This is a genomic window from Azospirillum sp. (genome assembly GCF_035628975.1).
Taxonomy (GTDB): Bacteria; Pseudomonadota; Alphaproteobacteria; order Azospirillales; family Azospirillaceae; genus Azospirillum.
Map to the genome: position 1 here is coordinate 1 of NZ_DASPIS010000021.1, position 25772 is coordinate 25772.

A 25772-nucleotide genomic window follows, 5' to 3' on the forward strand; every position below is an offset into this window, starting at 1 on the left:
GCAGGTGCGCGTTGGCCTTCAGATCGGCCAGGTCGTTGATCGCCACGACCTCCACGTCCTTGCGGCCGCTCTCGTAGATGGCGCGCAGAACCAGACGGCCGATGCGGCCAAAACCGTTGATCGCTACCCGTACAGCCATGACTTCCTCCAGTTGGATATGGGGCGCCCGAATTCGGCTGGACGCCCCTTCGGCTTCTCTCAGAGACGCGCCTTAACGGCGTCCACGACCGCTTCGGCGGTGATGCCGAAGTGCTTGTACAGTTCCTGGTAGGGGGCCGATTCGCCGAAGCCGGCCATGCCGACGAAGGCGCCGTTCGCGCCCAGCCAGCGGTCCCAGCCCAGACGGATCGCCGCCTCGACGCCGACGCGCACGCCGGAGCCCAGCACCGATGCCTTGTACGCATCGTCCTGACGCTCGAACAGTTCCCAACTCGGCATAGACACAACGGCGGTGCCGATGCCCTGGGCCTGCAGGGCCTTGCGGGCCTCCATCGCCAGCGAAACTTCCGAACCGGTGGCGAGGATGGTCGCCTTGCGCTCCCCCTCGGCCTCGGCCAGGACGTAAGCGCCGCGGGCGGCCAGGTTCTCGGCCGTATGCTCGGTGCGCAGGGTCGGCACGTTCTGGCGGGTCAGCGCCAGGACCGACGGGGCGCCGGTGGCCTCCAGCGCGATCTGCCAGCACTCGGCGGTCTCGACCGCGTCGGCCGGGCGCAGAACCAGCAGGTTCGGGATGGCGCGCAGCGCCGCCAGATGCTCCACCGGCTGGTGGGTCGGGCCGTCCTCGCCGAGACCGATCGAGTCGTGGGTCATCACGAAGATGGTGCGCTGCTTCATCAGCGCAGCCAGACGGATCGACGGACGGCAGTAGTCGGCGAACTGCATGAAGGTGCCGCCGTAGGGGATGACGCCGCCGTGCAGCGTCATGCCGTTCATCAGCGTCGCCATGCCGTGCTCGCGCACGCCGTAGCGGACGTAACGGCCGGCGAACTCGCCCTTGCCCTTCACGTCGGCGGTGTTCTTGACCTTGGTGTTGTTCGACGGGGTCAGGTCGGCGGAGCCGCCGATCATCTCCGGGATCGCCGGGACCAGAACCTCCAGCGTGTTGCCCGACGCGACGCGGGTCGCCCAGCTCGGCTTGTCGGCGCTGACCTTCTCCTTGAAGGCGACGATGGCGTCGGTCAGGGCGGAGGGAACGCCGCGGCCGAAGGCCTCGTCGAAGGCCTTGCCGGCGGCCTCGGTCAGGCCGGCGCGGCGGCCGGCCCAGGCGGCGTAGGCGTCGGTGCTGCGGGTGCCCGCGGCGCGCCAGGCGGCCAGAACCTCGTCGGGAACGACGAAGGCCTCATGGGTCCAGCCGATGGCCTCGCGGGTCGCGGCGACCTCGTCGGCACCCAGCGGCGAGCCGTGGCAGCCGTGGGTGTTGGCCTTGTTCGGCGCGCCCTTGCCGATGATGGTGCGGCAGGCGATCAGCGTCGGCTTGTCGGTGGAGGTCCGGGCCTGGGCGATGGCCTTCGACACGGCGTCGGTGTCGTGGCCGTCGACGGCGATGGTGTTCCAGCCGTAGGAGCGGAAGCGCGCCTGGGTGTCGTCGGTGAAGCTGAGGTCGGTCGAGCCGTCGATGGAGATGTGGTTGTCGTCCCACAGCACGATCAGGCGGTTCAGCCCGAGATGGCCGGCCAGCGAGCAGGCCTCGTGGCTGACGCCCTCCATCAGGTCGCCGTCGGAGGCGATGACGTAGGTGTAGTGGTCGATCAGCTCGTCGCCGAAGCGGGCGTTGGTGATCCGCTCCGCCAGCGCCATGCCGACGGCGGTGGAGACGCCCTGGCCCAGCGGACCGGTGGTCATCTCGATGCCCAGGCTGGGATCGACTTCCGGGTGGCCGGGGGTCAGGCTGCCCAGCTGGCGGAAGTTCTTGATCTCGTCGATGGTCATCCGCTCGTAGCCGGTCAGGTAGGCCAGCGAGTAGATCAGCATCGAGCCGTGGCCGGCCGACAGCACGAAACGGTCGCGGTCGGGCCAGGACGGGTTCTTCGGATCGAACTTCAGATACTGGGTGAAGAGGACCGTGGCGACGTCGGCCATGCCCATCGGCATGCCCGGGTGGCCGGACTTCGCGGCCTCGACCGCGTCCATGGAGAGCGCGCGGATCGCGCTGGCCATCGTGTGGAGGGAGGGCTGGGCGGAGGCAGCGGACATCTGGCGTTTCCTGCGGAATCGGGCGCGGTGCGGCGTCGGCAACGATGGTTGCGCGGTCGCCTTGACAAGGCGCCGCGAAACGGGCGCACCATGCAGAACCGCCGTCCGCAGGTCAACATGGGAATGGGGTAGGAAATGGTATGGCAGAGGCCCCTCTTCCGTGTGGGAGGCGCTTCGTCCGGCATTGTTTCGTCACTGTCGCATCCGCTGCGGCCTTCCGTCACGTCCCGGTATTCCGTATGGGCATTCGGTGGAAGACTCCGTCGTGACGGTTGACGCGGCCGCTGTGCCGGCCCAACTCTATCCGCTCCGAACAGCAGCGGCTCGGCTTGGCGGACAGCCGGTCGGGCTCCGTCTGCTCCATGAACATGACGTGCCCACAGGTCGAGGTTGACGTCCATGGATTCCCTGAAAGCCGCTCTCGACCGTCTCGGCCGTTCCGTGGACCGGCTGGAACATGCCGCTGCGGCGCGCGAGGAGCGGGTCGGCCGGCGCGAACAGGACCTGTCGCAGGCGCTGGAAACCGCGCGGGCAGATCGCGCGACCGCCCAGGCCACCGCCGAGGCGGTGTCCCAGCGGCTGGAGGTCGCCATCGCCCGGCTGCAACAAGTGCTGGAGAGCTGACGCCATGGCCCAGGTCGACATCGAAGTGAACGGCCGTTTCTATCGGATGCTGTGCGAGGACGGGCAGGAGGCGCGGCTGCGCGAACTGGCGGCTTACGTCGACGACCGGCTGCGCCGTCTGACCGGCGGCGGGCGCAGCGGGTCGGAGGCTCAGATGATGCTGATGACCTGCCTGGTGCTGGCCGACGAGCTGCAGGACGTGATGTCCAACAAGGGGATCGCCCCCGCCGTGGACGAGGTCGCGGTGGTCGGCGAACTCGATCGTGTGGCAAAACGCATCGAAGAGGTTGCCGCGCGGCTCGAGCGCGCCTAGATTGGTACACGGAAGGACCGCTGCCTGGTTCGACAGGCTGCAATAATCCCCAGGGCCGATAACCTTGATCTCTAGGGAGCTGTCCCTGTCCGGCCCATCGGGCCGGGTATATGGCGCCCACCTGCTCATGCAGGCCATGGAGGATAGGCACATGGCCACCGGCCGAGGCGGCACCTTCCACCCTTTTCTTCCCCTGCGCAGTCCGCGATGACCGATCCGCAAGCCAAGGACGCCGCCCGACGCGAGGCGCGCGTCCGGCGCGACGCCATCGCCGTTTCCGACCGCCCCGCCGCATCCGCCGCCGTGCGCGACCGCATCGCCGAACTGGCGCGCGGCGGTCATCTGCCGCGCGGCGACGCCGGGGGATATTGGCCGCTCGGCTCCGAACTCGACGCGCGGCCGGCTTTGCTCCATCTTAAACACCTTGGTCACTCCGTCGGGCTGCCGGTCTCTGGGCCGCGCGGCACCGCGCTGGTCTTTCGGGATTGGGATCCGGAAGCGCCAATGGCGGCCGGCCGTTACGGCATTCAGGAGCCGGAGGAGGGTCGTGCCGTGCTGCGCCCGTCGCTGCTGCTGGTGCCGATGCTGGCCTTCGACCGCGGCGGGCACCGGCTGGGCTATGGCGCCGGCTATTATGATCGGACGCTGGACAGCCTGCGGGCGGGTGGGGCGGTTCTGGCGGTGGGCGTGGCCTTTGCGGCGCAGGAAATGCCGGCGGTGCCGGTGGACGGCCATGACGAGCGGCTGGACTGGATCGTGACGGAGCGGGAAACGCTCCGCATTCGTAAGTGAGATTATCGGGAAGGTTGGGGCGATGCGGATTCTGTTCTTCGGCGACGTGGTGGGCCGGGCCGGGCGCGATGCGGTGCTGGCGCACATGCCGATGCTGCGCGAGCGGCTGGACCCCGACCTGACCGTGGTGAACGGCGAGAATTCCGCCGGCGGCTATGGCGTCACGGTCAAGATCGCCGAGGAGTTCTTCGCCGCCGGAATCGACGTGGTCACGCTGGGCAACCACACCTGGGACCAGAAGGAACTGGTCGGCACCATCGAGCAGCAGCCGCGCATCATCCGCCCGCTGAACTACCCGGAGGGCACGCCCGGCCGCGGATTCGTCCTGCTGCAGGCGCGCGGCGGGCGCAAGGTGCTGGTCATCAACGTGCTGCTTCGCCTGTTCATGGAGCCGATGGACGACCCGTTCGCCGCGGTGGACCGGGTGCTGAAGGCGCATCGCCTCGGGCCGGGGGGCGTCGATGCCGTGCTGGTCGACATGCATGGCGAGGCGACCAGCGAGAAGATGATCATGGGCCATTTCTGCGACGGCCGCGCCTCGCTGGTGGTGGGCACCCACAGCCATGTGCCGACGGCCGACCACATGGTGCTGCCGAAGGGGACCGCCTATCAGTCGGACGCCGGCATGTGCGGCGATTACGACAGCGCCATCGGCATGAAGAAGGAGGTGGCGCTGGCCAAGATGGTACGCAAGCTGCCGACCGAACGGCTGTCCCCGGCGGAAGGGGAGGGCACCGTCTGCGGCTGCTACGTCGAGACCGACGACCGCAGCGGGCTGGCTGTCCGCATCGAACCGTTGCGCATCGGCGGGCGGCTGAGCCAGACTCTGCCGGAGCGGATGCAGTAGGGCGTTCACGGCTTAGGCCCGGCCGCGCCGCAATCTCGCCATATTGACTTTCTAATCCCGTGGGTGTCGTCTCCCGCGCCGAAAAGGTGCGGTGGGGCGGCAGACCTGTTACATGTGTCGTGCGCTCACCCCGCCCGATTGACCATCTTCCGTTTCGAGGCTCGTTCGACCCATGGCCGGTCATTCCCAGTTCAAGAACATCATGCACCGCAAGGGCGCGCAGGACGCCAAGCGGTCCAAGATCTTCAACAAGCTCGCCCGCGAGATCACCGTCGCCGCCAAGAGCGGCCTGCCGGACCCGGCGGCCAACCCGCGCCTGCGCGCCGCCATCCTGGCTGGACGCGCGCAGAACATGCCGCGCGACCGCATCGACCGCGCCATCAAGCAGGGCACGCCCGGTGGCGGCGACGACGCGAACTACGAGGAGGTGCGGTACGAGGGCTACGGTCCCGGCGGCGTCGCGCTGATCGTCGAGGCGCTGACCGACAACCGCAACCGCACCGCCGCGGAAGTGCGCTCCAGCTTCACCAAGTATGGCGGCAGCCTGGGCGAGACCAACTCGGTCAGCTTCATGTTCAGCCGCATCGGCGCGATCTATTACCCGGCCGCCGCGGCGGATGCCGACGCCGTGTTCGAGGTGGCGCTGGAGGCCGGTGCCGACAACGTCGAATCCGACGAGCAGGGGCATGAGGTCACCACGACCGTCGAGAACTTCGGCGCCGTGCGCGACGCGCTGGAGGCCAAGTTCGGCGGTGCGGAGAGCGCGCGGCTGACCTGGCGTCCGCTGAACACCGTCGCCCCGTCCGAGGATGCCGCGGCCAGCCTGCTGAAGCTGCTGGACGTGCTGGAGGACAACGACGACGTCCAGGTGGTCGAAGGCAACTTCGACATCTCCGACGAATTGATGCAGAAGCTGACTGCGTAACATCGACGCGGGTCTTGCAGGCGGAGTGCGGGTGCCGTGTTTGCGCGGGCAGGACGAACTGAGGCAGGGGTGCCCTCGCCGGTGCGGCTGCTGGGGATCGATCCCGGCCTGCGCCACACCGGCTGGGGCATCATCGACGTGGCGGGCAACCGCCTGAGCCACGTCGCCGACGGCGCGGTGCATTCCGACGACTCCTGCCCGCTGGCCGAGCGGCTGGTGCAGCTTCACGACGCCCTGTCTGCGGTGGTGGAGCGCTACCACCCCGACGAGGCGGCGGTGGAGGAGACCTTCGTCAACAGCAACGCGGTGTCCACCCTGAAGCTGGGGCAGGCCCGCGCCGTGGCGCTGCTGGTGCCGGCCCAGGCCGGGCTGGCGGTGGCGGAATACGCCAACAATATGGTCAAGAAGGCGGTCGTCGGACAGGGCCGCGCCGAAAAGGCGCAGGTTCAGACGATGGTGCGCCTGCTGCTGCCCGGCTGCGAGATCGGCAGCCCCGACGCCGCCGACGCGCTGGCCGTGGCGATCTGCCACGCGCACCACCGCGCCAGTTGGACGATGTGGCGGAAGAACGCCGAACCGATGCGACAAACCCTCTCCCCCCCGGGGAGAGGGCAGGGTGAGGGGGACGCGCGGCGTGCCTCCCCCAAGACGCCACGCAACGCCTCCCCCTCACCCCGACCCTCTCCCCGGGGGGGAGAGGGGGAGAACGCCCTTGAGCGAGTGGGGGACATGGCGCGGGTTGCGAAAACGAAGCCCACCGAATACATCACGGAACGCGCGCGCGACCTGCGGATGAATGCCACGGATGTGGAAAAGATCGTCTGGCAGAAGCTGCGCAATGCCCAGCTCGGTGCGAAATTCCGGCGGCAGGAGCCGATCCTTGGCTTCGTTGCCGACTTCGTCGCCCATGACCATCGCCTGATCATCGAATTGGACGGCGGCCAGCATGCCGAGCAGCGCGCCGCCCATGACGAAAGGCGCGCGCGCATGCTGGAGCAGGCCGGCTTCCGCATCCTGCGCTTCTGGAACACCGACGTGATCGACAACCTTGACGGCGTGCTGGAGACCATCCGTGCGCGTCTCGAAGAGACCCCCATTCTTCGCAGCCAGCCCTCGGGCCGGGAGTTCCCATGATCGCCAAGCTGACCGGCATCGTCGATTCCACCGGCACCGACTGGGTCGTGCTCGACGTGAACGGCGTCGGTTACCTGTTGTCCTGCTCCAACCGAACGCTGTCGCGCATGGCGGTGGGGGAGCGGGCGTCGCTGGTGGTGGAGACCTTCATCCGCGAGGAACGCATCGTCCTGCACGGCTTCGGAGATCAGGCGGAGCGGGAGTGGTTCAAGCTGCTGACCACCATCCAGGGCGTCGGCGCCCGTCTGGCGCTGTCGATCCTCGGCGTGCTCGACCCCGACCAGCTGACCCGCGCCATCGCCTCGCAGGACAAGACCGCGCTAGTGCGGGCCGACGGCGTCGGGCCGAAGGTTGCGGCGCGCATCCTCAACGAACTCAAGGACAAGGTCGGCAATCTGGCGCTCGGCCCCGCGGCGACCACGGGCGCGCCGGCCGGCAAGGGCGCCCCCGCCGCCGTTCCGGGCGCCAGCCCGGCGCTGGCCGATGCGGTGTCGGCGCTGGTCAATCTCGGCTATGGCCGGTCGGAGGCCTTCGGCGCGGTCGTCGCCGCCGGGCGGGTGCTGGGCGATGATGCCGGCGTGTCCGATCTGATCCGCCAGGGCCTCAAGGAACTGAGCCAATGAGCGACCCCAATTCCGACCGTCTGGTCCAGCCGGGCCAGGGCCACGGCGATTCGGCCGAGGCGTCGATCCGCCCGTTGACGCTTGCCGAGTTCATCGGCCAGCGGCAGGCGCGCGAGAACCTGTCGATCTTCATCCAGGCCGCCCGCTCCCGCAACGAGGCGCTGGACCATGTGCTGCTGTTCGGGCCCCCCGGTCTGGGCAAGACGACGCTGGCGCAGATCGTAGCGCGCGAGCTGGGCGTGGGCTTCCGCGCCACCTCCGGGCCGGTCATCGCGCGGGCCGGCGATCTGGCCGCGCTGCTGACCAACCTGCAGCCGCACGACGTCCTCTTCATCGACGAGATTCATCGCCTTAATCCCGCCGTGGAAGAGGTGCTCTATCCCGCCATGGAGGATTTCCAACTCGACCTCATCATCGGCGAAGGCCCGTCGGCGCGATCCATCCGGATCGACCTGCCGCCCTTCACCCTTGTCGGCGCCACGACACGCAGCGGCCTGATCACGCGCCCGTTGCGCGAACGCTTCGGCATTCCCGTGCGCCTGCAGTTCTACGAGCCGGACGAGCTTGAACTGATCGTGCGCCGCGCCGCCGGCGTGCTGGGCATGGGGATCACGCCGGAGGGCGCGCGCGAGATCGCCAACCGGTCGCGCGGCACGCCGCGCGTATCGGGGCGGCTGCTGCGCCGGGTGCGTGATTTCGCCGCAGTGGCCGGCGTGGAGGAAGTCGACAAGCGGGTCGCCGACGCCGCGCTGACCCGGCTCGAGGTCGACCGGCTGGGGCTGGACAGCATGGACCGCCGTTACCTGGGGCTGGTCGCCAACAATTACGGCGGCGGGCCGGTGGGCGTGGAGACGCTGGGCGCGGCCCTGGGCGAGCAGCGCGACGTGCTGGAAGAGGTGGTGGAACCCTACCTGATCCAGCAGGGCTTCCTGCAGCGCACGCCGCGCGGGCGCATGCTGACCGACCAGGGCTTCCGCTATCTCGGGCTCAATCCGCCCAACGCGCCGATCCGGCAGCTCGACCTGTTGGACCGGGTTCCCGACCCGACGGAGGGGGACGGCGATGAGTGAGCGGGCCGCCTCGCTGTCCGGCTGGTTCGCGGAGGACGGGACGCACCGTTATCCGTTGCGGGTCTATTACGAGGACACCGACGCCGGCGGCATCGTTTATCACGCCAACTACCTCCGCTTTGCGGAGCGGGCGCGGACGGAGATGCTGTACCTGATGGGCTTCCGTCAGAAGGAGATGGCGGAGGGCTCGAGCGATGTCACAGGTGTGTCATTTGCGGTACGGCGTCTGACCATCGATTTTGACGCCCCTGCCAAGCTGGAGGACACGCTTGAAGTGGAAACCCGAATCGTCGATATCCGCGGTGCCTCCTTCGCAGTTGCACAAGTCATCCGCCGCGACGGTCGCGTGCTGGCGCGCGCCGACCTGCAGCTGGTGACGATCAGCCAAGCCGGCAGCCGCGCCGGGCGGGCCGTGCGCCTTCCCGATGCGGTGAAAGCGGCGATGGAGACACTGCATGCAAAGCAATCCTCTTCACTGCCTGCCTGACCGCTCGACCCTTTCCCTTCCACTCCCCGTGCCAACAGCGCAAACGCGAGATTGACTGCGATGGACGCCCTGCAAACCGCCCAACTGGCCGGCAACGCCGCCGCCACGACGGCACATGAGATCACCATCCTTGGCCTGTTCTGGCAGGCGGATGCGGTCGTCAAGATCGTGATGCTGATGCTCATCGTCGCCTCGGTGTGGTGCTGGGCGATCATCATCGAGAAGCTGATGCGCATCCGCCGCCTGAACGCCCAGGCCGACGCCTTCGAGGAGGCCTTCTGGTCCGGCGGTTCGCTGGACGCGCTGTATGACCGCATCGGCCAGTCGCCGGCCGATCCGATGGCCGCGACCTTCGCCGCCGGCATGCGCGAGTGGCGCCACGCCGCCGACCGCGGCATCGCCGGCACCATGAAGGGCTCGCTGCAGCAGCGGGTGGAGCGGGTGATGGCGGTGACCATCGGCCGTGAGATGGCGCGGGCCGAACGCTACATGACCTTCCTGGCCTCGGTCGGCTCCACCGCCCCCTTCATCGGCCTGTTCGGCACGGTGTGGGGCATCATGAACTCCTTCACCTCCATCGCCGGCTCCGGCAACACCAGCCTCGCCGTGGTGGCGCCCGGCATCGCCGAGGCGCTGTTCGCCACCGCCATGGGCCTGCTGGCCGCCATCCCGGCGGTGCTGTCCTACAACAAGTTCTCCACCGACCTCGGCCGCTACGCCGACCGGCTGGACACCTTCTCGGGCGAGTTCTCGGCGATCCTGTCCCGCCACCTCGAGGAGCGGGGAGCCGCCTGAACCATGGCCGGACAACTCGCAGGCAAATCCCACGGGCGCGGTAAGCGCCGGGGCTATCGCGCGATGGCCGAGATCAACATGACGCCGTTCATCGACGTCATGCTGGTCCTGCTGATCGTCTTCATGGTGGCCGCCCCGATGCTGACCGTCGGCGTGCCGGTCGACCTGCCCAAGACCAACGCCGCTCCGCTGGAGCAGCAGAAGGATCCGCTGTTCGTCACCGTGCAGACCGACGGCCGCGTCTTCGTGCAGGAGACGCCGGTCGATCTGGGCAACATGGTGCCGCTGCTGATCGCGGTGACCAACAACAACCCCGAAGCCCGCATCCTGGTCCGCGGCGACGCCAAGATCGCATACGGCAAGATGCTGGAGGTGATGGGCACCATGAGCGCCGCCGGCTTCAAGAAGGTCGGTCTGGTCGCCGAGATGCCGAACGGCCCGACCGCGTCCAGCGCACGGGTCGGCGCACCCAAGCCGGCGCGTTGAGGCGGGCGGAACTCCCATGCGCAAGCCCCTGATCGCCTCGGCGGTGCTGCACGTCGCGTTGGTCGCGCTGATGGTGCTCGGCATGCCGCCCAGCGATCGCAAGCTCGAAATCGCCTCCTCGATCCCGATCGAGATCGTCGACGTCGGCGAGGTCACCGAGGCCGCCCGCGTCGAGAAGGGCGAACCGAAGCCGGCCGCCAACGCCGCGCCACGTCCGCCCGTGCCCGAAGCGAAGCCGGCGCCGCCGGCGCCCGAACCGCCGGACGAGGAGGACGAGCCGCCCCCTCCGCCCCCGCCGCCTGCCAAGACGCCGGAGCCGCCGAAGGTCGCCCAGGTGCCGCCGCCCCCGCGCGAGCCGACGCCTCCGCCCAAGCCTGCTCCGACGCCCCCTCCGCCTCCGCCGCCGCCCCCGCCGCCCCCGGATCCGGCGCCGTCGCCGACTCCGAAGCCGCCCGAGCCGCCCAAACCGGAACCGCCGAAGCCTGAGCCTCCGAAACCGGAGCCGCCCAAGCCGGAGCCGCCGAAGCACGAGCCGAAGCCGGAACCGAAGAAGCCCGAGCCCCCCAAGGAGGTCGCGAAGGCCGAGCCGCCGAAGGACGCCGCCAAGGCCGATCCGAAGAAGACGGACGCTCCCGCCAAGCAGCCGGAGAAGCCGTCGGCCAAGACCGACCCGCTGTCCGACCTGCTGTCGAACGTCGGGAAGATCAAGCCGTCGGACAACCCGAAGGCGGACGGCAAGGCATCGGCCAGCGCGAACAGCGACGCCAAACCCAGCCAGAAGACCGCATCCGCGGCTCCGGCCGGGGCGGCCAAGGCGACGACCGGTCCCGACCGGCCGTTCAAGCCTTCTGGGCAAGCTTTGGAAGCAATTCGGGGGCAGCTGGCAAAAAACTGGAACTTTGATGTTGGCAGGAAAGATGCTGCATCAATGAAGGTTGAGCTGCGGGTGGTAGTTGACCAGCATGGTGGAGTTTTGGACGTTAAAATCGACGAGAAGTACAGGTCTCGTTACTTTAGCGACAAAGCCTTCCAGGCTTCCGCCGACGCAGCCGTTCGAGCCGTGAGAAGGGCTAGTCCGTTGCAGTTACCTCCTAATGAGTTTACTGCATCTACCTACTCAGAATGGCGCGACATCGTACTCAATTTCGACCCGAGGGACATGTTCTGACCATGACGACGAAGACGAGGCTTCTGTTGAAGCTGGCCGGGGCCACCGGCGCGCTTCTCCTCTCCCTCGGCGTTGCCGCTCCGCAGGAGGCGCGCGCCGAGTTGCGCATCGACATCACGCGGGGCGTGTCCGAACCGCTGCCCATCGCGATCACCAGCTTCGCCGGATCCGGCGGGCGCGATGCGCAGATGGGCGCCGACATCTCCAAGGTCATCTCCGACGACCTGGAGCGGTCCGGCCTGTTCAAGCCGCTGGACCCGCGCGGCTTCCTGCAGACCCCCGACCAGCTGCGCACGGGTGAGCCGCGCTACCAGGATTGGAAGGCGCTGGGCGCCCAGGCGCTGGTCGCCGGCAACACCACCACGGGCGCCGACGGCCGCATGAAGGTCGACTTCCGCCTGTGGGACGTCGCTGCCGGCCAGTACATGCAGGGGCTGAGCTACAGCGCCTCGCCGCAGGAATGGCGCCGCATCGCCCACATCGTGGCCGACGCCATCTACAAGCGCCTGACCGGCGAGGACGGCTATTTCGACACGCGCATCGTCTATGTGGCTGAATCCGGCCCGGCGAATTCGCGCAAGAAGCAACTGGCCATCATGGACCAGGACAGCGCCAACCATCAGTTCCTGACCGACGGGCAGACGCTCGTCCTGACGCCGCGCTTCTCGCCGACGTCCCAGGAAATCACCTACATGTCGTACTTCAACAAGAAGCCGCGCGTGTACCTGTTCAACATCGACACCGGCCGCCAGGAGGTCCTGGGCGACTTCCCCGGCATGACCTTCGCCCCGCGCTTCTCGCCGGACGGCAACAAGGTCATCATGTCGATGGCCCAGAACGGCAACACCGACATCTACACGCTGGACCTGCGCACCCGCCGCCAGACGCAGCTGACCGACGCGCCGGGCATCGACACCGGTCCCAGCTATTCTCCGGACGGCCAGCGGATCGTCTTCGAATCGGACCGCGGCGGCACCCAGCAGCTCTACACCATGAGCGCCGACGGGTCGGGCGTGAAGCGGCTGACCTTCGGCGAGGGCCGGTACGGAACGCCGGTGTGGTCGCCGCGCGGCGACCTGATCGCATTCACGCGCCAGCGTGGTAGCAGCTTTGCAATCGGCGTAATCCGTCCGGATGGGACGGGAGAACGAATCCTGACCGAGTCGTTCCACGTCGAAGGCCCGACCTGGGCGCCGAACGGCCGTGTTCTCATGTTCTTCAAGGACTTGCCGTCGGGTGACGGTCGTGGCCGCAATGCCAAGCTGTACAGCATCGACATCACCGGCGCCAACGAGCGCCGCGTCAGCAGCCCGGTCGACGCGTCGGACCCCGCGTGGTCGCCCTTGATTCCCTAGTGGAGTAGCCCTATTTTGCGGCCACGCGAGAGCAATGCTCAAGACATAGGTCGGACGTCGTCTTTTCGTCGGGGCTTGGCGGAAAGAAGCGGTTCTCGCGCTGACTAAGGATCCGGCCAATCAACAAGTTTCGTTCAAGGGGTCCCTGAACATGCGTATGAAGTTCCTCGCTCTCGCCGCGGTCGCTCTGCTCGCCGCTTGCGAATCCACTCCGAACGACGCCGCCAACGGCGCGAACACCGGTGCCCAGCAGTCGTCGGTCCGTCCGGGCTCGGCGGAAGATTTCGTCGTCAACGTCGGCGACCGCGTCTTCTTCGGCCTGGACCGCTACGACCTGTCGCCGGAGGCTCGCGCCACCCTGGACCGCCAGGCCAAGTGGCTGCAGACCTACGGCTCGGTCACCGTCACCGTCGAGGGCCATGCCGACGAGCGCGGCACCCGCGAGTACAACCTGGCTCTCGGTGAGCGCCGCGCCAACTCGGTGAAGAACTACCTGGCCGCCAAGGGCATCACCCCGAACCGCGTCAATGTCGTGTCCTACGGCAAGGAGCGTCCGGCGGTGGTTGGCTCGAACGAGGCCGCCTGGTCGCAGAACCGCCGCGGCGTGACCGTCGTCAACTAATGACGCCGGTCCCCGCCTGACGGGGAATGGGATAAGGCGCCGCCGCCGGGCAACCGGTGCGGCGCCTTTTCTTTTGGCGCCAGAGATTTCCGGCATGGGCATAGGACGACGGCGGTTCTTTGCGCCGCCGCGAAACTTCTGCTAAACAGCGGCCATTGCGTCGCCTTTTTCGTTTGCCATGGTCGCCGTGGGTGTTTCCGCCCTCCGGCCTCAGATCTCCTCAGGATCCCACGCGCATGACCCACATCCGTCCCGTCGCCGCCCTGCTGCTGGGTGGCATGCTCGCGGCAAGCCCCGCATTGGCCCAGTCCAAGGGGCAGATCGAGCGGCTGCAATCGCTGGAAACGCAGGTCGCGGCGCTGGGCGGGCCGGTGGAGGTGGCGCAGCTGTCGCCCTCCGTCGCGGCGGATTTCGAGATCCGGCTGCAGAACCTGGAACGCTCGATGCAGGAGCTGACCGGCAAGTACGAGGAGTCGACCTACCAGATCACCCAGCTGCGCGAGCGCCTGGAGAAGATCAACGGCGACATCGATTTCCGCCTGAAGGACCTGGAGAAGGGCGGCGGCGCCATGGGGGGCGCTATGGGCGGTGCTATGGGCGGCGCGATGTCCGACGCCGCTCCGCCCAAGGCCGCCGCGAAGGCGGACGACAAGAAGCCTGCCGACAAGCCGGCGCAGACCGCCGCCGCCAACCCGCCGTCCACCGCCGGGCTGTCGCCGGAAAAGCAGTATGAGCAGGCGTTCGAACTGCTGCGCAACTCCGATTACGACCGGGCGGAGAAGGCGCTGCAGGAGTTCATCGTCAAGAACAAGAGCCATGCCTATGCCGGTAATGCGCAGTACTGGCTGGGCGAGAGCTATTACGTCCGCAACAAGTATCCGGAAGCGGCCCAGGCCTTCGCCGAAGTGCTGTCCAAGTACCGCACCAACCCGAAGGCGGCGGACAGCCTGCTGAAGCTTGGCATGACGCTGCAGCAGATGAACAAGAAGTCGGATGCCTGCACCGCCTTCAGCCAATTGCTGACCAAGTTCCCCGAAGCCTCGGCCAGCGTGAAGCGCCGCGCCGACACGGAGCGCAAGCGCATCAATTGCCCGGCCTGATGACCGGTGCGGGCACCGCGTGGGGCGATGCTGCCCCGGTGACCCCGGGGGAGTTCGCCCGCGCGATGGTGGCGCTGGACGGCTTCGAGCCGGCGCCTGCCGTGGCGGTCGGCCTGTCCGGCGGCGGCGACAGTCTGGCGCTGATCCTGCTGCTGCGGCATTGGGTCGCAGAGCGGGGCGGCAGTCTGCTGGCGCTCACCGTCGATCATGGCCTGCGCGCCGAGTCCGCTGCCGAGGCGGAGGTGGTCGGAACGGTGATGGCCGGGCTCGGCGTTTCCCACCGCATCCTTCGCTGGGAGGGTGACAAGCCGGCCGCCGGACTGCAGGCGGCGGCACGGACGGCGCGACACCGGCTGCTGGCCGATGCCTGCGTCGAGGCCGGCATTCTGCATCTGGCGCTGGCCCATCACCGCGACGATCAGGCGGAGACTGTGCTGCTGCGGCTGGCCCGCGGCTCCGGCACCGACGGGCTGGCGGGAATGGCGGCGGTGCGCGCCGACGGCGCCGTTCGGGTGATCCGTCCGCTGCTGGGCTTCTCCCATGGCCGGCTGCTGGCGACCTGCCGCGCCGCCGGACTGGAGTGGGTCGAGGATCCCTCCAACCACAACCCGCGTTTCGCCCGTGCCCGCCTGCGTGCCGCCCGCGATCTGCTGGGCGGGGAGGGGCTGGACGGCGACCGGCTGTGCGAGGTCGCCCGCCGGGCCGGTCGCGCCCGCGCCGCGCTGGAACAGGCGACCGCGGATTTGCTGGCGCAGACCGCGACCATCCATCCCGAAGGCTGGGTTACGCTGGCCCCAGCCCCGCTGCTGGCCGCGCCGGAAGAGATCGCGTTGCGGGCGCTGGCGCAGGCACTGGCGACGGTCGGGGGACCCGGCCCGGTGCGGGACGAGGCGTTGGACCGTCTGCTCGGCTTGCTGGCCGACGGGAAGGGCGGGACCTTGGGCGGATGCGTGGTGCGGATGCGCCGCGGTGCGGTCATGGTCGCGCGTGAACCGGCGGCGGTGGAGCGGCGGCTGGTGCAGCCCGGCAGTCGCATCCTGTGGGATGGGCGCTTCGACCTGCGGGTGTCGAGCCGATGGGATCAGCCCGTCGAGGTCGCGGCACTTGGAGCCGCGGGATGGCGCAAAGGGGCGGGGCAGGGTGGGCATTCGGGATTGTCCGAGCTGCCGGTTCCGGTGCGCGAGTCGCTGCCAAGCCTTTGGTTGGGAACGGAAATGCTTGCCATACCGACGATCGGTGGCGCATACGGGGTCGACGCGGAAGGACAGGCCCCGATGGATCGCGCGAACTTCCGTCCAATTTCGCCGTTGGGAAGACCAGCTTTTACGGTTGTTTCGGACCGGCGCGGCATTATTTAATCTGGGAACGTGCCCGTAGGAGTCCGGGGTGCGGCCTTGTCGGCGCACCGCATGGCGATGGGTTCGCAGAAAGGCGTGTGACGTGAACAATTTCGGCAAGAACCTCGCGCTCTGGATTATCATAGGGCTGCTGCTCGTGGCCCTGTTCAATCTGTTCCAGAGTTCCTCCACCCGCAGCCCGCAAACGACCGTTCCGTTCAGCGAGCTTCTCGCCGAAGTGGACCGGGGCCAGGTCGCCGACGTGACGATCAAGGGCAACCAGGTTTCGGGCCATTTCTCGGACGGCCGCTCCTTCAGCACCTATGTCCCGCCCGAAGCGGGGCTGGTCGAGCGCCTGACCAACAAGAACGTCCGGATCAACGCGGTCCCCGACGACAGCAACGTGCCGTCGCTGTTCTCGGTGCTGCTGTCCTGGTTCCCGATGCTGCTGCTGATCGGCGTCTGGATCTTCTTCATGCGCCAGATGCAGTCCGGCGGCGGCAAGGCGATGGGCTTCGGCAAGTCGCGGGCCCGCCTGCTGACCGAGAAGGTCGGGCGCGTGACCTTCGACGACGTCGCCGGCATCGACGAGGCCAAGCAGGAGCTGACGGAGATCGTCGAGTTCCTGAAGGACCCGCAGAAGTTCCAGCGGCTGGGCGGCAAGATTCCGAAGGGCTGCCTTCTGGTCGGCCCGCCGGGTACCGGCAAGACGCTGACCGCCCGCGCGGTGGCCGGCGAAGCCAATGTCCCGTTCTTCACCATCTCCGGTTCGGACTTCGTCGAAATGTTCGTCGGTGTGGGTGCGTCCCGCGTCCGCGACATGTTCGAACAGGGCAAGAAGAACGCCCCCTGCATCATCTTCATCGACGAAATCGACGCGGTCGGCCGCCATCGCGGTGCCGGCCTGGGCGGCGGCAACGACGAGCGTGAGCAGACTCTCAACCAGCTGCTGGTCGAGATGGACGGTTTCGAGGCGAACGAGGGCGTCATCCTGATCGCCGCGACCAACCGTCCGGACGTTCTCGATCCCGCGCTGCTGCGTCCGGGCCGCTTCGACCGTCAGGTCGTGGTGCCGAACCCCGACGTGCTGGGCCGCGAGAAGATCCTCAAGGTCCACATGCGCAAGGTGCCGCTGTCCCCGGACGTCGACGCCAAGGTCATCGCCCGCGGCACCCCCGGCTTCTCCGGCGCCGATCTGGCCAACCTGGTCAACGAGGCGGCGCTGCTCGCGGCCCGCATCGGCAAGCGCGTCGTCGGCATGGCCGAGTTCGAGGCCGCCAAGGACAAGGTCATGATGGGTGCGGAACGCCGCTCCATGGTGATGACCGAGGACGAGAAGAAGCTGACCGCCTACCATGAGGCCGGCCACGCCATCTGCGCCATCCATTGCGTCGACAGCGACCCGGTCCACAAGGCCACCATCATCCCGCGCGGCCGTGCGCTGGGCATGGTGATGCGCCTGCCGGAAGGCGACCGCATCAGCCTGTCGCAGGCCAAGCTGCTGGCCGACCTGTGCGTCGCCATGGGCGGCCGCATCGCCGAAGAGCTGATCTTCGGCAAGGAGCGGGTGACCACCGGCGCCTCGGGCGACATCAAGATGGCGACCGAGATGTCGCGCCGCATGGTGACGGAGTGGGGCATGAGCGACAAGCTCGGGCCGCTGCTCTACGGCGAGCCGACGCAGGAGGTGTTCCTGGGCCATTCCGTGACCCAGCACAAGAACATGTCCGACCGCACCGCCCAGTTGGTCGACGAGGAAATCCGCCGCATCGTGGACGAGAGCTACGAGCGCGCCCGGGTGATCCTGACCGAGAACATCGACCAGCTGCACACCCTGGCCAAGGGCCTGCTTGAGTACGAGACGCTGAGCGGCGACGAGATCAACCGTCTGCTGCGCGGCGAACCGATCCTGCGCGACGACGACCGCGACACGGTCGCCGCTCCCCCGCCGCGCCCGACCGCCGGCGGCCGCCGCTCCTCCGTTCCGCCGAGCAGCGGGCAGGAAAGCGGTGGCATGGGTCCGGAGCCGCAGGGTACGTAAGGCTTCGAATAGCTAGACATGAAGAAGGCGGCGCTGCGAGGCGCCGCCTTTTCCGTTTTGGTGCTTGTGAGCGTGAGGGAGACCGATCCGGCAGGCTCGGGAGACCCCTCAGAATGCGCCCTTCTGCTCGCGGCGGCGGTCGAGAGCCACGTCGAACTGGCGCAGCAGCTTCTGCATGCCTTCGAAGTAGAGCTTGCGCGACGGCGTGTTCTTCATGCAGCGGGCGTCCAGATGGGCGACGCTGGTCAGCGCCGAGACGCAATAGCCGAGCAGCCAGTATCGCGAGCGGATGCTGCGCAGATAATCGCGGAACGGTTCCGGCTGGCCGTTCATGAAGCTGCTGAAGGCGGTCTCGTAGTCTGACAGGATGGTGCGGATGTCCATCAGCGTCGTCTCCAGCAGCTTGCCCACCTTCTCGATGTGCATCAGCAACTGGGTCTCGTAGGGCTTGTGCATGCGGATGTCGACCGGAATGCACTCCCGCGACTTCAGCCAGGTCAGGATGATGCGGGCGCGCGGGGCGATGCGGCGCAGCTGGTATTCGTAGAAGGTGGTGCCCTTCCAGGCGCTGAAGATGGTGTCGGCCTCCGACCGTTCGATGCCGAAGGCGGACACGAACAGGCCGGCTTCCTCCAGGTTGGGATTCCAGATCGCTTCCAGGAAGCGCTCGATGCTCTGGGCGCTGCCCTGGCTGCCGGACAGCGCCTTGCGGACGATCGGCTCGATGCGGGCGCGGATCAGTCGGCGGAGCTGGTGGTCCTCCTCGTTGCTGATCAGCCAGTGGCGCGGATCGACGTTGACCTTCTCCCCCTCGAAGCAGGTCTTGAGCAGGAAGGCGTCGAGCGACGGGACTTCGTCGATCATCTGCAGCATCTTCATGTCGCCGATGATGCCGTTTTCCTGCGGCCCGTGCTTGATGCCGAACTGCTCTTCCAGCAGCGCCTCGCTGTTGCGGCCGCGCAGATAGACGGCGACGCCGCCGGATTCGGGCGACTTGGCGTTGTGCGGCACATAGATGCCGGTCTCCACCGGCCGGCTGCCGCCCTCCAGATCCTCGTCCTCCGCCATCGGATCGCCGCCGTCGTCGTCGCGGTCGTCGAAGTTCGGATATTTGAAGAGGATGCAGTTGTTCAGGCCCTGCGCCTTGAACATGCGCTGCTCTTCGGGGATCTCGCGCGTGATGGCGATGAGATTCATCGACACGCTGGAGCCGCCGTAAAGGATCTGCTCAAGGATCGGAGAAACCGAGTCCATTTTCTTACGAGCGCGCATGAATATTACCCAAGTCCGCGAATATTGCGCAAATCATAAACGCCGCCCTCGCAAACGCAAAGAGGGATCGGCGGGCCGATCCCTCTCTTCTTCATGCGATTGCAGGCGCGTTGCCGCCGATCAACCGGGCTGGCCTCAGCCGGCCTTCGGCGTGCCGCCCAGCGAGCCCAGCAGGCTGGCGACCTCGGCCGCCTCGTCCACCGCGACCATGCCGACGGTGTGATAGCCGCTGTCGACATGCATCACCTCGCCGGTGACGCCGCTGCCGAGATCGGACATCAGGAACAGGCCGGCGCCGCCGACCTCCTGGATGGTGACGTTGCGCTTCAGCGGGGCATTCAGCTCGTTCCACTTCAGGATGTAGCGGAAGTCGCCGATGCCGCTGGCGGCCAGGGTCTTGATCGGACCGGCGGAGATGGCGTTGACACGGATGTTGCGGCCACCCAGATCGACGGCCAGATAGCGCACGCTGGCTTCCAGCGCCGCCTTGGCGACACCCATCACGTTGTAATGGGGCATGACGCGCTCGGCGCCGTAATAGGATAGAGTGAGCAGGCTGCCGCCGTCCTTCATGAGCGGCACGGCGCGTTGCGCCACCGCGGTGAAGGAATAGCAGGAGATGTCCATCGTGCGCAGGAAGTTGGCCCGCGTCGTGTCCAGGTACAGCCCGTCCAGTTCGTTCTTGTCGGAAAAGGCGATGGCATGAACCACGAAGTCCAGCCCGCCCCATTCCTTTTCGATGGCGGCGAAGGTCGCATCGATGCTGCCCTCGTCCGTCACGTCGCAGGGCAGGACCAGCTTGGCGCCGACCTGTTCGGCCAGCGGCTTCACCCGCTTCAGCAGCGCATCGCCCTGATAGGTGAAGGCAAGCTCCGCCCCGTGCTGGGCCAGGGTGGAGGCGATCCCCCAGGCGATCGAACGATCGTTGGCCACGCCCATGATCAGGCCACGCTTGCCGGCCATGAGCGGCATCGGATTGGACATCGGAACCTCGTGAACGACGGATGTGCCGCGGCTCCAGCCGCGAAAAGTGCGGCGCATCCTACACGAAAGCGCCCACCGGTCAAACCGACGCGGGTGGTCTTGCCGCAGGAGGCGTCGCATGTCTCTCCTTAAGGACAAGCCCCGCCCTGAGGAGGAGGAGCGCAGCCGCATCTTCGGCGGCCTGAGGGAGCTGGGCGGCTTCTTCGGCCACTCGATGCTGCGCTTCTACAACGACAACTGCTTCCAGACCGCGGCGGCGCTGACCTACACCTCGCTGCTGGCGATCGTGCCGATCATGACCATCGGCTTCGCCGTCTTCTCGGCCTTTCCGGCCTTCAGCGCGCTGCAGATGCGCATCCAGACCGCCGTCATCAAGAATCTGGTGCCGGAGATCGGCGACGCGATCTTGGAATATCTCGGCCGCTTCATGGCGAATGCCGGCCAGATGCCGATCTTCGGCGTGATCGGGCTGGCGATATCTGCGGTGCTGCTGATCTGGACCATCGAGGGGTCCTTCGCCACCGTCTGGCGGGTGCGGGAGCCGCGCTCCTACGTCACCCGCATCCTGTCCTTCTGGGCGGTGGTGTCGCTGACGCCGTTGCTCGCCGGGGCCAGCCTGTCGCTGTCCAGCACGCTGTGGACCGCGCTGGAACTGGCGCATCTGGAGGGCGTGGTCCATCCGCTGGCCGGCATCGGCATGCTGCTGCCCTTCGCCCTGCAGCTGATCGGCTGCACGCTGCTGTATCTCGTCATTCCCAACCGCGATGTCTTCTGGCTGGACGCCTTGTGCGGCGGGGCGATCGGATCGGTCCTGCTGGAGGGATCGAAGGCGATCTTCGGCTGGTACATGCGTGAATACCCGGCCTACCAGACCATCTACGGCGCCCTCTCCGTGGTGCCGATCTTCCTGTTCTGGCTGTACATCGCGTGGTCGACGGTGCTGTTCGGCGCGGTGGTCGCCGCCTCCCTGCCGGAATGGCGGGCGGGCAAGGTCACCCGCGGCGGCATGGAAGGGCTGCTGCCGGCCCAGCGGCTGGCGCTGGCGCTCGCCGTCCTGCACGAACTGATGGAGGCGAGCCGGCTGGGCGTGGGACTGCGCCGCCGCACGCTGGTCGGCCGCGTGCCGGTTGGCACGCTTCTGATCGACGGCATCCTGGAACAGCTGCGCGACGCCCATTGGGTCGCCCACACCACGCGCGACGCCTGGGTGGTGACCCGCGACATGGGCGAGGCGACGCTGCTGGAGTTGATGAAGGCGCTGGGCATCGGCATGCGCGGCTCCGTCCATGGGCTGGGCGGGCTGAACCTGCCATGGCAGGAGCGCACCGCCCGGCTGCTGGATGCCGCGGAAGCCAGCCAGACCGACCTGCTGAGCGTGCCGCTGAAAACGCTGCTGAACGATGACCTGCCGCCAGAGGGGCAGCCGGCAGGGCAGGGGGACAGGCAGGCACCGGCGGGGCCGGTGCCGCTGCGGGCGGTGAAGAAGTAGCCGCTCAGGCGACGGCGGGCGAACCGGCGGTCGGCTGCGGCGGCGGGCCGAACCGGTTTGCCGCGGCATCGCCCTTGGTCACGGTCCAGATCAGGAGGATGATCCAGCCAATCACCGGAACAATCGCCAGCAGCAACCACCAGCCGGACCGGCCGACATCGTGCAGGCGGCGGGCCGATACGGCCAGACCCGGCAGCAGAAGCGCCAAGTTGGTGATGGAACTCAGGGGGCTGACATCATCAAACGGAAAGAGTGCGACATCAATGATGCTGGTGACGATGCTGAGCAGCACGGTGAACAGGACCCAGAACCAATATTCGGATCGCAATGCGCGACCTGAGAACCCGACATATTGGGAAAGCACCGACCTGACGGCGTCGAAGAAATTCATTGTCCACTACCTCGGCGAATGGCCTGCCGCGATTGGAAAGCCTGATGACGTCACGATCCGCAGGCAATCGGTGCGGTGCAACACTCTCGGTCGACGCAAGTCGGCCCTGGCAGCGGCGTGGTGCCGCGCATCAGGGGTCGGCGCATACGAAAACGGCCCGCCCCGGAGGGCAGGCCGCCTGTCGAAGCCGCCGCATGCACGGCGACCCGATGCTCTCGCTTACTCCAGCCCAGCCTTCTTGCGGACGTCGTAGCTGCGGGTCTTGGCCCACTGTTCCACGAACTTGACCAGTTCGGCATCGGGCGGGTCGGGCAGGACGACCTTCAGCTTCACATACTGGTCGCCCGGCTGCTTGGTGGCCTGGTTCACCACCCCCTTGCCGCGCAGGCGCAGGACGGAGCCGGTGTTGGCGCCGGGCGGCACCTTCACCGCCACCTTGCCACTGATGGTCGGGACATTGACGGTGGCGCCCAGCACCGCCTCGTTCAGGGTGATCGGCACCTCGACGTGGATGTCGCCGTCCTGCCGGGTGAAGAAGGGGTGGGATTCGACATGCACCTCGACGATGGCGTCGCCGTTGGGCATGCCGCCCATGCCGGGTAGGCCCTGGCCCTTCAGGCGAAGCTTCGTCTCGTTTTCCGTCCCGGGCGGGATGGCGACGTCGATGCTCTTGCCGTTGGACAGGTTGATGCGGCGCTTCGATCCGTTCGCCGCCTCCACGAAGGGGACGGTGACGGAATAGGAGATGTCGCTGCCGCGAACCTTCGGCCCCGTGGAACCGCCGGTGGAGCCGCCGCCCATCCCGGCCCCGGCCGCGCCGGGGCGGCGCCGGCCGCCGCCGAACAGGTCGGAGAACCAGTCGTCACCGCCGCCGAAGAAGCTGTCGTCGGCGGTGCCGCTGTAGGCCTTGCCCCTGCTGGTCCGGCCGCGGTTGCCGAAGCCCGCGTGCCGCTCCTGCCCCGATGGGTCGATCTCGCCCCGGTCGTAGCGGGCGCGCTTCTCGGTATCCGACAGCAGCGTGTAGGCGGCCGAGATTTCCTTGAACCGCTCCTCGTTGGCGGCATCGCCCGGCTTCAGGTCCGGGTGATGCTGCTTGGCGAGCTTGCGGTACGCCTTCTTGATGTCGTCGGCACTGGCGGACCGGCTGACGCCGAGAACGCTGTAGGGATCGCGCGTAGCCACGGGCAGAGAATTCCCGCCCCAAGGGGGCTCAAGGGTTGCAGGTCGGACGTGTTACGAGTTGCCGATGATCTTCCACGTACCGTCGGCCTGTTTGCAAGCGGTTCCGTACGCCTGCTCCGTCCGGCCCTTGACCACGATGGTCTGCTGGAACTCGCGGCAGTAGGTGCCGGTGTTGCTGTAGCCGTCGCGGGTGGTCACGATGGTGCCGGAATTGCCCGACTGCGGGTTGTTCCAGTTGATGCGGTCGCCGACCGGGGCGGCATAGGCCTGACGGGCCGCGGTCTCGGCATAGCCGGCATCGGCCTTGTCGAGGGAGCCGCCGACCTCGCGGCCGATGAAGGCGCCCAGCAGCGTGCCGACGCCGGTCGCCACCAGCTTGCCCGTTCCGCCGCCGATCTGCGAACCGATCAGGCCGCCGGCGACCGCGCCGCCGACCGTGCCGACCGTTTCCTTCTGACCGCCCGTCTGGCATCCGGCCAGCAGGCCCACGACGATCACGGCCGGAACGACTTTCTTCACGAACATCCTTGCGCCTCGAAAAGGTTGGTTGCCGCGGCACCTTATCGGTGGCTTCGCGGTGGACAGTGATATAAGCGACCCTATCCTTGCTGTGAATTGTGATGAGGCTGTGACCCTTTCGCTTTTGCACAGAGGATAGCCCCCGCACCCTGCCTGCGGGCGGTGCGGGACCCATCGAGACAGGATCCACCGGCATGACCGACAGCAGCGAGCGCGACCCTTACGAACTCTTCTCCGAATGGATGAAGGAAGCCGAGCAGAGCGAGCCCAACGACCCCAACGCCATGGCGCTGGCGACCGCCGATGCCGGCGGCATTCCGTCGGTGCGCATGGTGCTGCTGAAGGGCATCGATCCGCGCGGTTTCGTCTTCTACACCAACTCCGAGAGCCGGAAGGGCGAGCAGATGCTCGCGAATCGGAACGCCGCCTTGTGCTTCCATTGGAAGACCCTGCGCCGGCAGGTGCGGGTTGAAGGGGCGGTGGAGGTCGTGACCGACGCCGAGGCCGACGCCTATTTCGAAAGCCGCGCGCGCGAAAGCCGCATCGGCGCCTGGGCCTCGCAGCAGTCGCGCCCGCTGGAGGGCCGGTGGGAGCTGGAGAAGCGCGTGGCCCAGTTCACCGCGAAATACGCCATCGGCACCGTGCCGCGGCCGCCGCACTGGACCGGCTTCCGCGTCCTGCCGTTGCGCATCGAGTTCTGGCGCGACCGGCCCTTCCGCCTGCACGACCGGCTGGTCTACCGCCGGGCGGCGGAGGCGACGGAGGCAGCGCCGCCGGTCTGGACGACCGAGCGGCTCTATCCCTGAACAGAAGCCCTGAACGAAAGCCCGGAAAAGAAGGCAGGTCGTGAGCGAAACCCTGGACAGCGGCGCTCGGGCGGACCGCCTGCGCCGTCGCGCCACCTATGCCAGCGTGGCGGTGGCCTCCACCTTGATCGCGGCGAAACTGGCAGCCTATCTGCTGACCGAATCGGTCAGCATCCTGTCGTCGCTGATCGATTCGAGCACCGACCTGATGGCGTCGCTGGTGACGCTGCTGGCGGTGCGCCAGGCCTTGCGGCCGGCCGACGCCAATCACCGCTACGGCCATGGCAAGGCGGAGGCGCTGGCGGCGCTGGCCCAGGCGGCCTTCATCGCCGGTTCGGCCGTGCTGCTGAGCGTCGAGGCGGTGCGGCGCCTTTTCCGGCCGGAACCGATCGCCGAGGGGACAATCGGCGTTGCGGTGATGCTGCTGTCGATCGTGCTGACGGCCGGCCTCATCACCTTCCAGCGCCGGGTGCAGGCGGCCACCGGCTCCGTCGCCATCGGGGCCGACCGGCTGCATTATGCCGGCGACCTGCTGATGAACAGCGCCGTCATCGCCGCCATCCTGCTGACGGAAGCGACCGGGCTCGCCATCGTCGATCCGCTGTTCGGCATCGGCATCGCGCTGTTCCTGCTGAACGGTGCCCGCGGCGTGGCGCGCGACGCGCTGGACGTCCTGATGGACCGCGAACTGGGGCAGGAGGAGCGCGACCGCATCGCCGCGCTCGCCCGGGCCGAGCCGGGCGTGCGCGGGCTGCACGACCTGCGCACCCGCAACGCCGGCACCGGCTGTTTTATCGAGCTGCACCTGGAACTGGACGGAGCCCTGACCCTGACCGCTGCGCACGAGATCGCCGACCGGGTGGAGCGGAGGCTGCGGGACGCCTTCGTCAACGCCGAGGTTCTGGTCCATCAGGAGCCCGCCGGGCTTGCCGACGACCGGCTGGACAACCGCATCGCCGGATGAGCGCCAAGCGGTCCGGTCGTGCCGGGACCCTTGCGGAATGGCCCTCGTGATACGGTGCCGTATTGCGGGAAGTCCCGTATTTCGCGATGAACTTCCGATCGTGCACAATCCGCGGGCGTAGCCTCTCCTAAAGGTATCCTACCAAAGGACAGGGGGTGCCGGGCCCGTCTCGGACCGCCGGTTCGTTGCGAACATGTCTCAAAAGCGCAATAATAGTGCTTGGGAGAAAGCGCTCGGTTATAAAACAGCAAGA

At 67.7% G+C, this 25772-nt stretch carries 27 protein-coding genes, 1 other RNA gene and 1 pseudogene; 22 read left to right on the forward strand and 7 right to left on the reverse strand.

The features are described from left to right. Window positions 1-139, reverse strand: a 139-nt coding sequence (locus VD964_RS04055) for a glyceraldehyde 3-phosphate dehydrogenase NAD-binding domain-containing protein (protein WP_324865882.1), incomplete at its 3' end; no start/stop codon positions are given. 59 nt (window positions 140-198) lie between these two features. After that, the gene (gene tkt, locus VD964_RS04060; protein WP_324865838.1) at window positions 199-2193 is read right to left on the reverse strand and encodes a transketolase; all 1995 of its coding nucleotides are present in this window, start codon (window positions 2191-2193) and stop codon (window positions 199-201) included. Between the two features lie 399 nt (window positions 2194-2592). Here tkt and VD964_RS04065 point away from each other — a divergent pair, with 399 nt between their 5' ends. The 19 genes and pseudogenes from VD964_RS04065 to ftsH all read left to right on the forward strand — a co-directional run bounded on the left by VD964_RS04065 (window position 2593) and on the right by ftsH (window position 17912). Continuing rightward, window positions 2593-2817 (forward strand): hypothetical protein, encoded by a 225-nt coding sequence (locus tag VD964_RS04065; protein WP_324865840.1) that lies wholly within the window; start codon window positions 2593-2595, stop codon window positions 2815-2817. A gap of 4 nt (window positions 2818-2821) precedes the next feature. Beyond that, on the forward strand, window positions 2822-3130 hold the full coding sequence (locus VD964_RS04070) for a cell division protein ZapA (protein ID WP_310114398.1): 309 nt from the start codon (window positions 2822-2824) through the stop codon (window positions 3128-3130). Window positions 3131-3144: 14 nt separating this feature from the next. Next, a non-coding RNA gene (gene ssrS / locus VD964_RS04075) (6S RNA) lies at window positions 3145-3308 on the forward strand. A gap of 29 nt (window positions 3309-3337) precedes the next feature. Next, a complete protein-coding gene (locus tag VD964_RS04080) occupies window positions 3338-3922 on the forward strand; it encodes a 5-formyltetrahydrofolate cyclo-ligase (protein ID WP_324865842.1) in 585 nt (194 codons plus the stop codon). 22 nt (window positions 3923-3944) lie between these two features. Then, window positions 3945-4769 carry a TIGR00282 family metallophosphoesterase gene (locus VD964_RS04085; RefSeq protein ID WP_324865844.1) on the forward strand — a complete coding sequence of 275 codons (825 nt, stop codon included), beginning with the start codon at window positions 3945-3947 and terminating at the stop codon, window positions 4767-4769. Window positions 4770-4941: 172 nt separating this feature from the next. Beyond that, complete coding sequence (locus VD964_RS04090; protein WP_310114392.1) at window positions 4942-5694, forward strand: YebC/PmpR family DNA-binding transcriptional regulator; 753 nt, start codon at window positions 4942-4944, stop codon at window positions 5692-5694. Between the two features lie 81 nt (window positions 5695-5775). Continuing rightward, a pseudogene (gene ruvC / locus VD964_RS04095) lies at window positions 5776-6240 on the forward strand (crossover junction endodeoxyribonuclease RuvC); the annotation flags it as partial. Window positions 6241-6423: 183 nt separating this feature from the next. Next, window positions 6424-6828 carry an endonuclease domain-containing protein gene (locus tag VD964_RS04100; RefSeq protein WP_324865884.1) on the forward strand — a complete coding sequence of 135 codons (405 nt, stop codon included), beginning with the start codon at window positions 6424-6426 and terminating at the stop codon, window positions 6826-6828. Beyond that, window positions 6825-7451 (forward strand): Holliday junction branch migration protein RuvA, encoded by a 627-nt coding sequence (gene ruvA, locus VD964_RS04105; RefSeq protein WP_324865847.1) that lies wholly within the window; start codon window positions 6825-6827, stop codon window positions 7449-7451. Before VD964_RS04100 ends, ruvA begins: the two co-directional genes overlap by 4 nt. Beyond that, on the forward strand, window positions 7448-8521 hold the full coding sequence (gene ruvB / locus VD964_RS04110; protein ID WP_324865849.1) for a Holliday junction branch migration DNA helicase RuvB: 1074 nt from the start codon (window positions 7448-7450) through the stop codon (window positions 8519-8521). The genes ruvA and ruvB overlap by 4 nt, the downstream gene beginning before the upstream one ends. Further along, window positions 8514-9008, forward strand: a complete 495-nt coding sequence (locus tag VD964_RS04115; protein ID WP_324865851.1) for a YbgC/FadM family acyl-CoA thioesterase — start codon at window positions 8514-8516, stop codon at window positions 9006-9008. Before ruvB ends, VD964_RS04115 begins: the two co-directional genes overlap by 8 nt. Window positions 9009-9068: 60 nt before the next feature. Further along, window positions 9069-9803, forward strand: coding sequence for a protein TolQ (tolQ, locus tag VD964_RS04120; protein ID WP_149223228.1), 735 nt, complete (start codon window positions 9069-9071; stop codon window positions 9801-9803). A 3-nt stretch (window positions 9804-9806) separates the two neighbouring features. After that, window positions 9807-10289 carry a biopolymer transporter ExbD gene (locus VD964_RS04125; protein ID WP_324865854.1) on the forward strand — a complete coding sequence of 161 codons (483 nt, stop codon included), beginning with the start codon at window positions 9807-9809 and terminating at the stop codon, window positions 10287-10289. A gap of 16 nt (window positions 10290-10305) precedes the next feature. Beyond that, window positions 10306-11457 (forward strand): hypothetical protein, encoded by a 1152-nt coding sequence (locus VD964_RS04130; RefSeq protein WP_324865856.1) that lies wholly within the window; start codon window positions 10306-10308, stop codon window positions 11455-11457. 2 nt (window positions 11458-11459) lie between these two features. After that, a complete protein-coding gene (gene tolB, locus VD964_RS04135; protein ID WP_149223231.1) occupies window positions 11460-12812 on the forward strand; it encodes a Tol-Pal system beta propeller repeat protein TolB in 1353 nt (450 codons plus the stop codon). Between the two features lie 151 nt (window positions 12813-12963). Then, the gene (gene pal / locus VD964_RS04140; RefSeq protein ID WP_044549598.1) at window positions 12964-13434 is read left to right on the forward strand and encodes a peptidoglycan-associated lipoprotein Pal; all 471 of its coding nucleotides are present in this window, start codon (window positions 12964-12966) and stop codon (window positions 13432-13434) included. Between the two features lie 236 nt (window positions 13435-13670). Beyond that, a complete protein-coding gene (gene ybgF, locus VD964_RS04145; RefSeq protein ID WP_324865860.1) occupies window positions 13671-14534 on the forward strand; it encodes a tol-pal system protein YbgF in 864 nt (287 codons plus the stop codon). Beyond that, complete coding sequence (gene tilS / locus VD964_RS04150; RefSeq protein WP_324865862.1) at window positions 14534-15892, forward strand: tRNA lysidine(34) synthetase TilS; 1359 nt, start codon at window positions 14534-14536, stop codon at window positions 15890-15892. The genes ybgF and tilS overlap by 1 nt, the downstream gene beginning before the upstream one ends. 82 nt (window positions 15893-15974) lie before the next feature. Then, the gene (ftsH, locus tag VD964_RS04155; protein ID WP_324865864.1) at window positions 15975-17912 is read left to right on the forward strand and encodes an ATP-dependent zinc metalloprotease FtsH; all 1938 of its coding nucleotides are present in this window, start codon (window positions 15975-15977) and stop codon (window positions 17910-17912) included. A 108-nt stretch (window positions 17913-18020) separates the two neighbouring features. On the opposite strand, the gene VD964_RS04160 is transcribed toward ftsH, so the two are convergent. Together VD964_RS04160 and fabI are read right to left on the reverse strand one after the other, a co-directional pair. Then, the gene (locus tag VD964_RS04160) at window positions 18021-19166 is read right to left on the reverse strand and encodes a hypothetical protein (protein WP_324865866.1); all 1146 of its coding nucleotides are present in this window, start codon (window positions 19164-19166) and stop codon (window positions 18021-18023) included. Window positions 19167-19319: 153 nt separating this feature from the next. Next, window positions 19320-20168, reverse strand: a complete 849-nt coding sequence (gene fabI / locus VD964_RS04165; protein WP_085088841.1) for an enoyl-ACP reductase FabI — start codon at window positions 20166-20168, stop codon at window positions 19320-19322. Between the two features lie 118 nt (window positions 20169-20286). Between fabI and VD964_RS04170 the strand changes: the two genes are divergently transcribed. After that, window positions 20287-21657 carry a YihY family inner membrane protein gene (locus VD964_RS04170; RefSeq protein WP_324865870.1) on the forward strand — a complete coding sequence of 457 codons (1371 nt, stop codon included), beginning with the start codon at window positions 20287-20289 and terminating at the stop codon, window positions 21655-21657. A gap of 4 nt (window positions 21658-21661) precedes the next feature. On the opposite strand, the gene VD964_RS04175 is transcribed toward VD964_RS04170, so the two are convergent. The 3 genes from VD964_RS04175 to VD964_RS04185 form a co-directional block, all read right to left on the reverse strand. Beyond that, window positions 21662-22048, reverse strand: a complete 387-nt coding sequence (locus VD964_RS04175; protein ID WP_324865872.1) for a DUF805 domain-containing protein — start codon at window positions 22046-22048, stop codon at window positions 21662-21664. A gap of 219 nt (window positions 22049-22267) precedes the next feature. Continuing rightward, on the reverse strand, window positions 22268-23230 hold the full coding sequence (locus VD964_RS04180; RefSeq protein WP_324865874.1) for a J domain-containing protein: 963 nt from the start codon (window positions 23228-23230) through the stop codon (window positions 22268-22270). Between the two features lie 51 nt (window positions 23231-23281). Continuing rightward, window positions 23282-23755 (reverse strand): RT0821/Lpp0805 family surface protein, encoded by a 474-nt coding sequence (locus tag VD964_RS04185; protein WP_324865876.1) that lies wholly within the window; start codon window positions 23753-23755, stop codon window positions 23282-23284. A 188-nt stretch (window positions 23756-23943) separates the two neighbouring features. On the opposite strand from VD964_RS04185, the gene pdxH reads away from it, so the two are divergent. Together pdxH and VD964_RS04195 are read left to right on the forward strand one after the other, a co-directional pair. Further along, window positions 23944-24555, forward strand: coding sequence for a pyridoxamine 5'-phosphate oxidase (pdxH, locus tag VD964_RS04190; RefSeq protein WP_324865878.1), 612 nt, complete (start codon window positions 23944-23946; stop codon window positions 24553-24555). A 40-nt stretch (window positions 24556-24595) separates the two neighbouring features. Further along, window positions 24596-25519 (forward strand): cation diffusion facilitator family transporter, encoded by a 924-nt coding sequence (locus tag VD964_RS04195; RefSeq protein WP_324865880.1) that lies wholly within the window; start codon window positions 24596-24598, stop codon window positions 25517-25519. Window positions 25520-25772 lie beyond the last annotated feature (253 nt).

Excerpts from the sequence above, each read along its gene's own strand:
- tkt (WP_324865838.1), bottom strand. The coding sequence starts at position 2,193 with ATGTCCGCTGCCTCCGCCCAGCCCTCCCTCCACACGATGGCCAGCGCG.
- VD964_RS04065 (WP_324865840.1), top strand. The coding sequence starts at position 2,593 with ATGGATTCCCTGAAAGCCGCTCTCGACCGTCTCGGCCGTTCCGTGGAC.
- VD964_RS04070 (WP_310114398.1), top strand. The coding sequence starts at position 2,822 with ATGGCCCAGGTCGACATCGAAGTGAACGGCCGTTTCTATCGGATGCTG.
- VD964_RS04080 (WP_324865842.1), top strand. The coding sequence starts at position 3,338 with ATGACCGATCCGCAAGCCAAGGACGCCGCCCGACGCGAGGCGCGCGTC.
- VD964_RS04085 (WP_324865844.1), top strand. The coding sequence starts at position 3,945 with ATGCGGATTCTGTTCTTCGGCGACGTGGTGGGCCGGGCCGGGCGCGAT.
- VD964_RS04090 (WP_310114392.1), top strand. The coding sequence starts at position 4,942 with ATGGCCGGTCATTCCCAGTTCAAGAACATCATGCACCGCAAGGGCGCG.
- VD964_RS04100 (WP_324865884.1), top strand. The coding sequence starts at position 6,424 with ATGGCGCGGGTTGCGAAAACGAAGCCCACCGAATACATCACGGAACGC.
- ruvA (WP_324865847.1), top strand. The coding sequence starts at position 6,825 with ATGATCGCCAAGCTGACCGGCATCGTCGATTCCACCGGCACCGACTGG.
- ruvB (WP_324865849.1), top strand. The coding sequence starts at position 7,448 with ATGAGCGACCCCAATTCCGACCGTCTGGTCCAGCCGGGCCAGGGCCAC.
- VD964_RS04115 (WP_324865851.1), top strand. The coding sequence starts at position 8,514 with ATGAGTGAGCGGGCCGCCTCGCTGTCCGGCTGGTTCGCGGAGGACGGG.
- tolQ (WP_149223228.1), top strand. The coding sequence starts at position 9,069 with ATGGACGCCCTGCAAACCGCCCAACTGGCCGGCAACGCCGCCGCCACG.
- VD964_RS04125 (WP_324865854.1), top strand. The coding sequence starts at position 9,807 with ATGGCCGGACAACTCGCAGGCAAATCCCACGGGCGCGGTAAGCGCCGG.
- VD964_RS04130 (WP_324865856.1), top strand. The coding sequence starts at position 10,306 with ATGCGCAAGCCCCTGATCGCCTCGGCGGTGCTGCACGTCGCGTTGGTC.
- tolB (WP_149223231.1), top strand. The coding sequence starts at position 11,460 with ATGACGACGAAGACGAGGCTTCTGTTGAAGCTGGCCGGGGCCACCGGC.
- pal (WP_044549598.1), top strand. The coding sequence starts at position 12,964 with ATGCGTATGAAGTTCCTCGCTCTCGCCGCGGTCGCTCTGCTCGCCGCT.
- ybgF (WP_324865860.1), top strand. The coding sequence starts at position 13,671 with ATGACCCACATCCGTCCCGTCGCCGCCCTGCTGCTGGGTGGCATGCTC.
- tilS (WP_324865862.1), top strand. The coding sequence starts at position 14,534 with ATGACCGGTGCGGGCACCGCGTGGGGCGATGCTGCCCCGGTGACCCCG.
- VD964_RS04160 (WP_324865866.1), bottom strand. The coding sequence starts at position 19,166 with ATGGACTCGGTTTCTCCGATCCTTGAGCAGATCCTTTACGGCGGCTCC.
- fabI (WP_085088841.1), bottom strand. The coding sequence starts at position 20,168 with ATGTCCAATCCGATGCCGCTCATGGCCGGCAAGCGTGGCCTGATCATG.
- VD964_RS04170 (WP_324865870.1), top strand. The coding sequence starts at position 20,287 with ATGTCTCTCCTTAAGGACAAGCCCCGCCCTGAGGAGGAGGAGCGCAGC.
- VD964_RS04175 (WP_324865872.1), bottom strand. The coding sequence starts at position 22,048 with ATGAATTTCTTCGACGCCGTCAGGTCGGTGCTTTCCCAATATGTCGGG.
- VD964_RS04185 (WP_324865876.1), bottom strand. The coding sequence starts at position 23,755 with ATGTTCGTGAAGAAAGTCGTTCCGGCCGTGATCGTCGTGGGCCTGCTG.
- pdxH (WP_324865878.1), top strand. The coding sequence starts at position 23,944 with ATGACCGACAGCAGCGAGCGCGACCCTTACGAACTCTTCTCCGAATGG.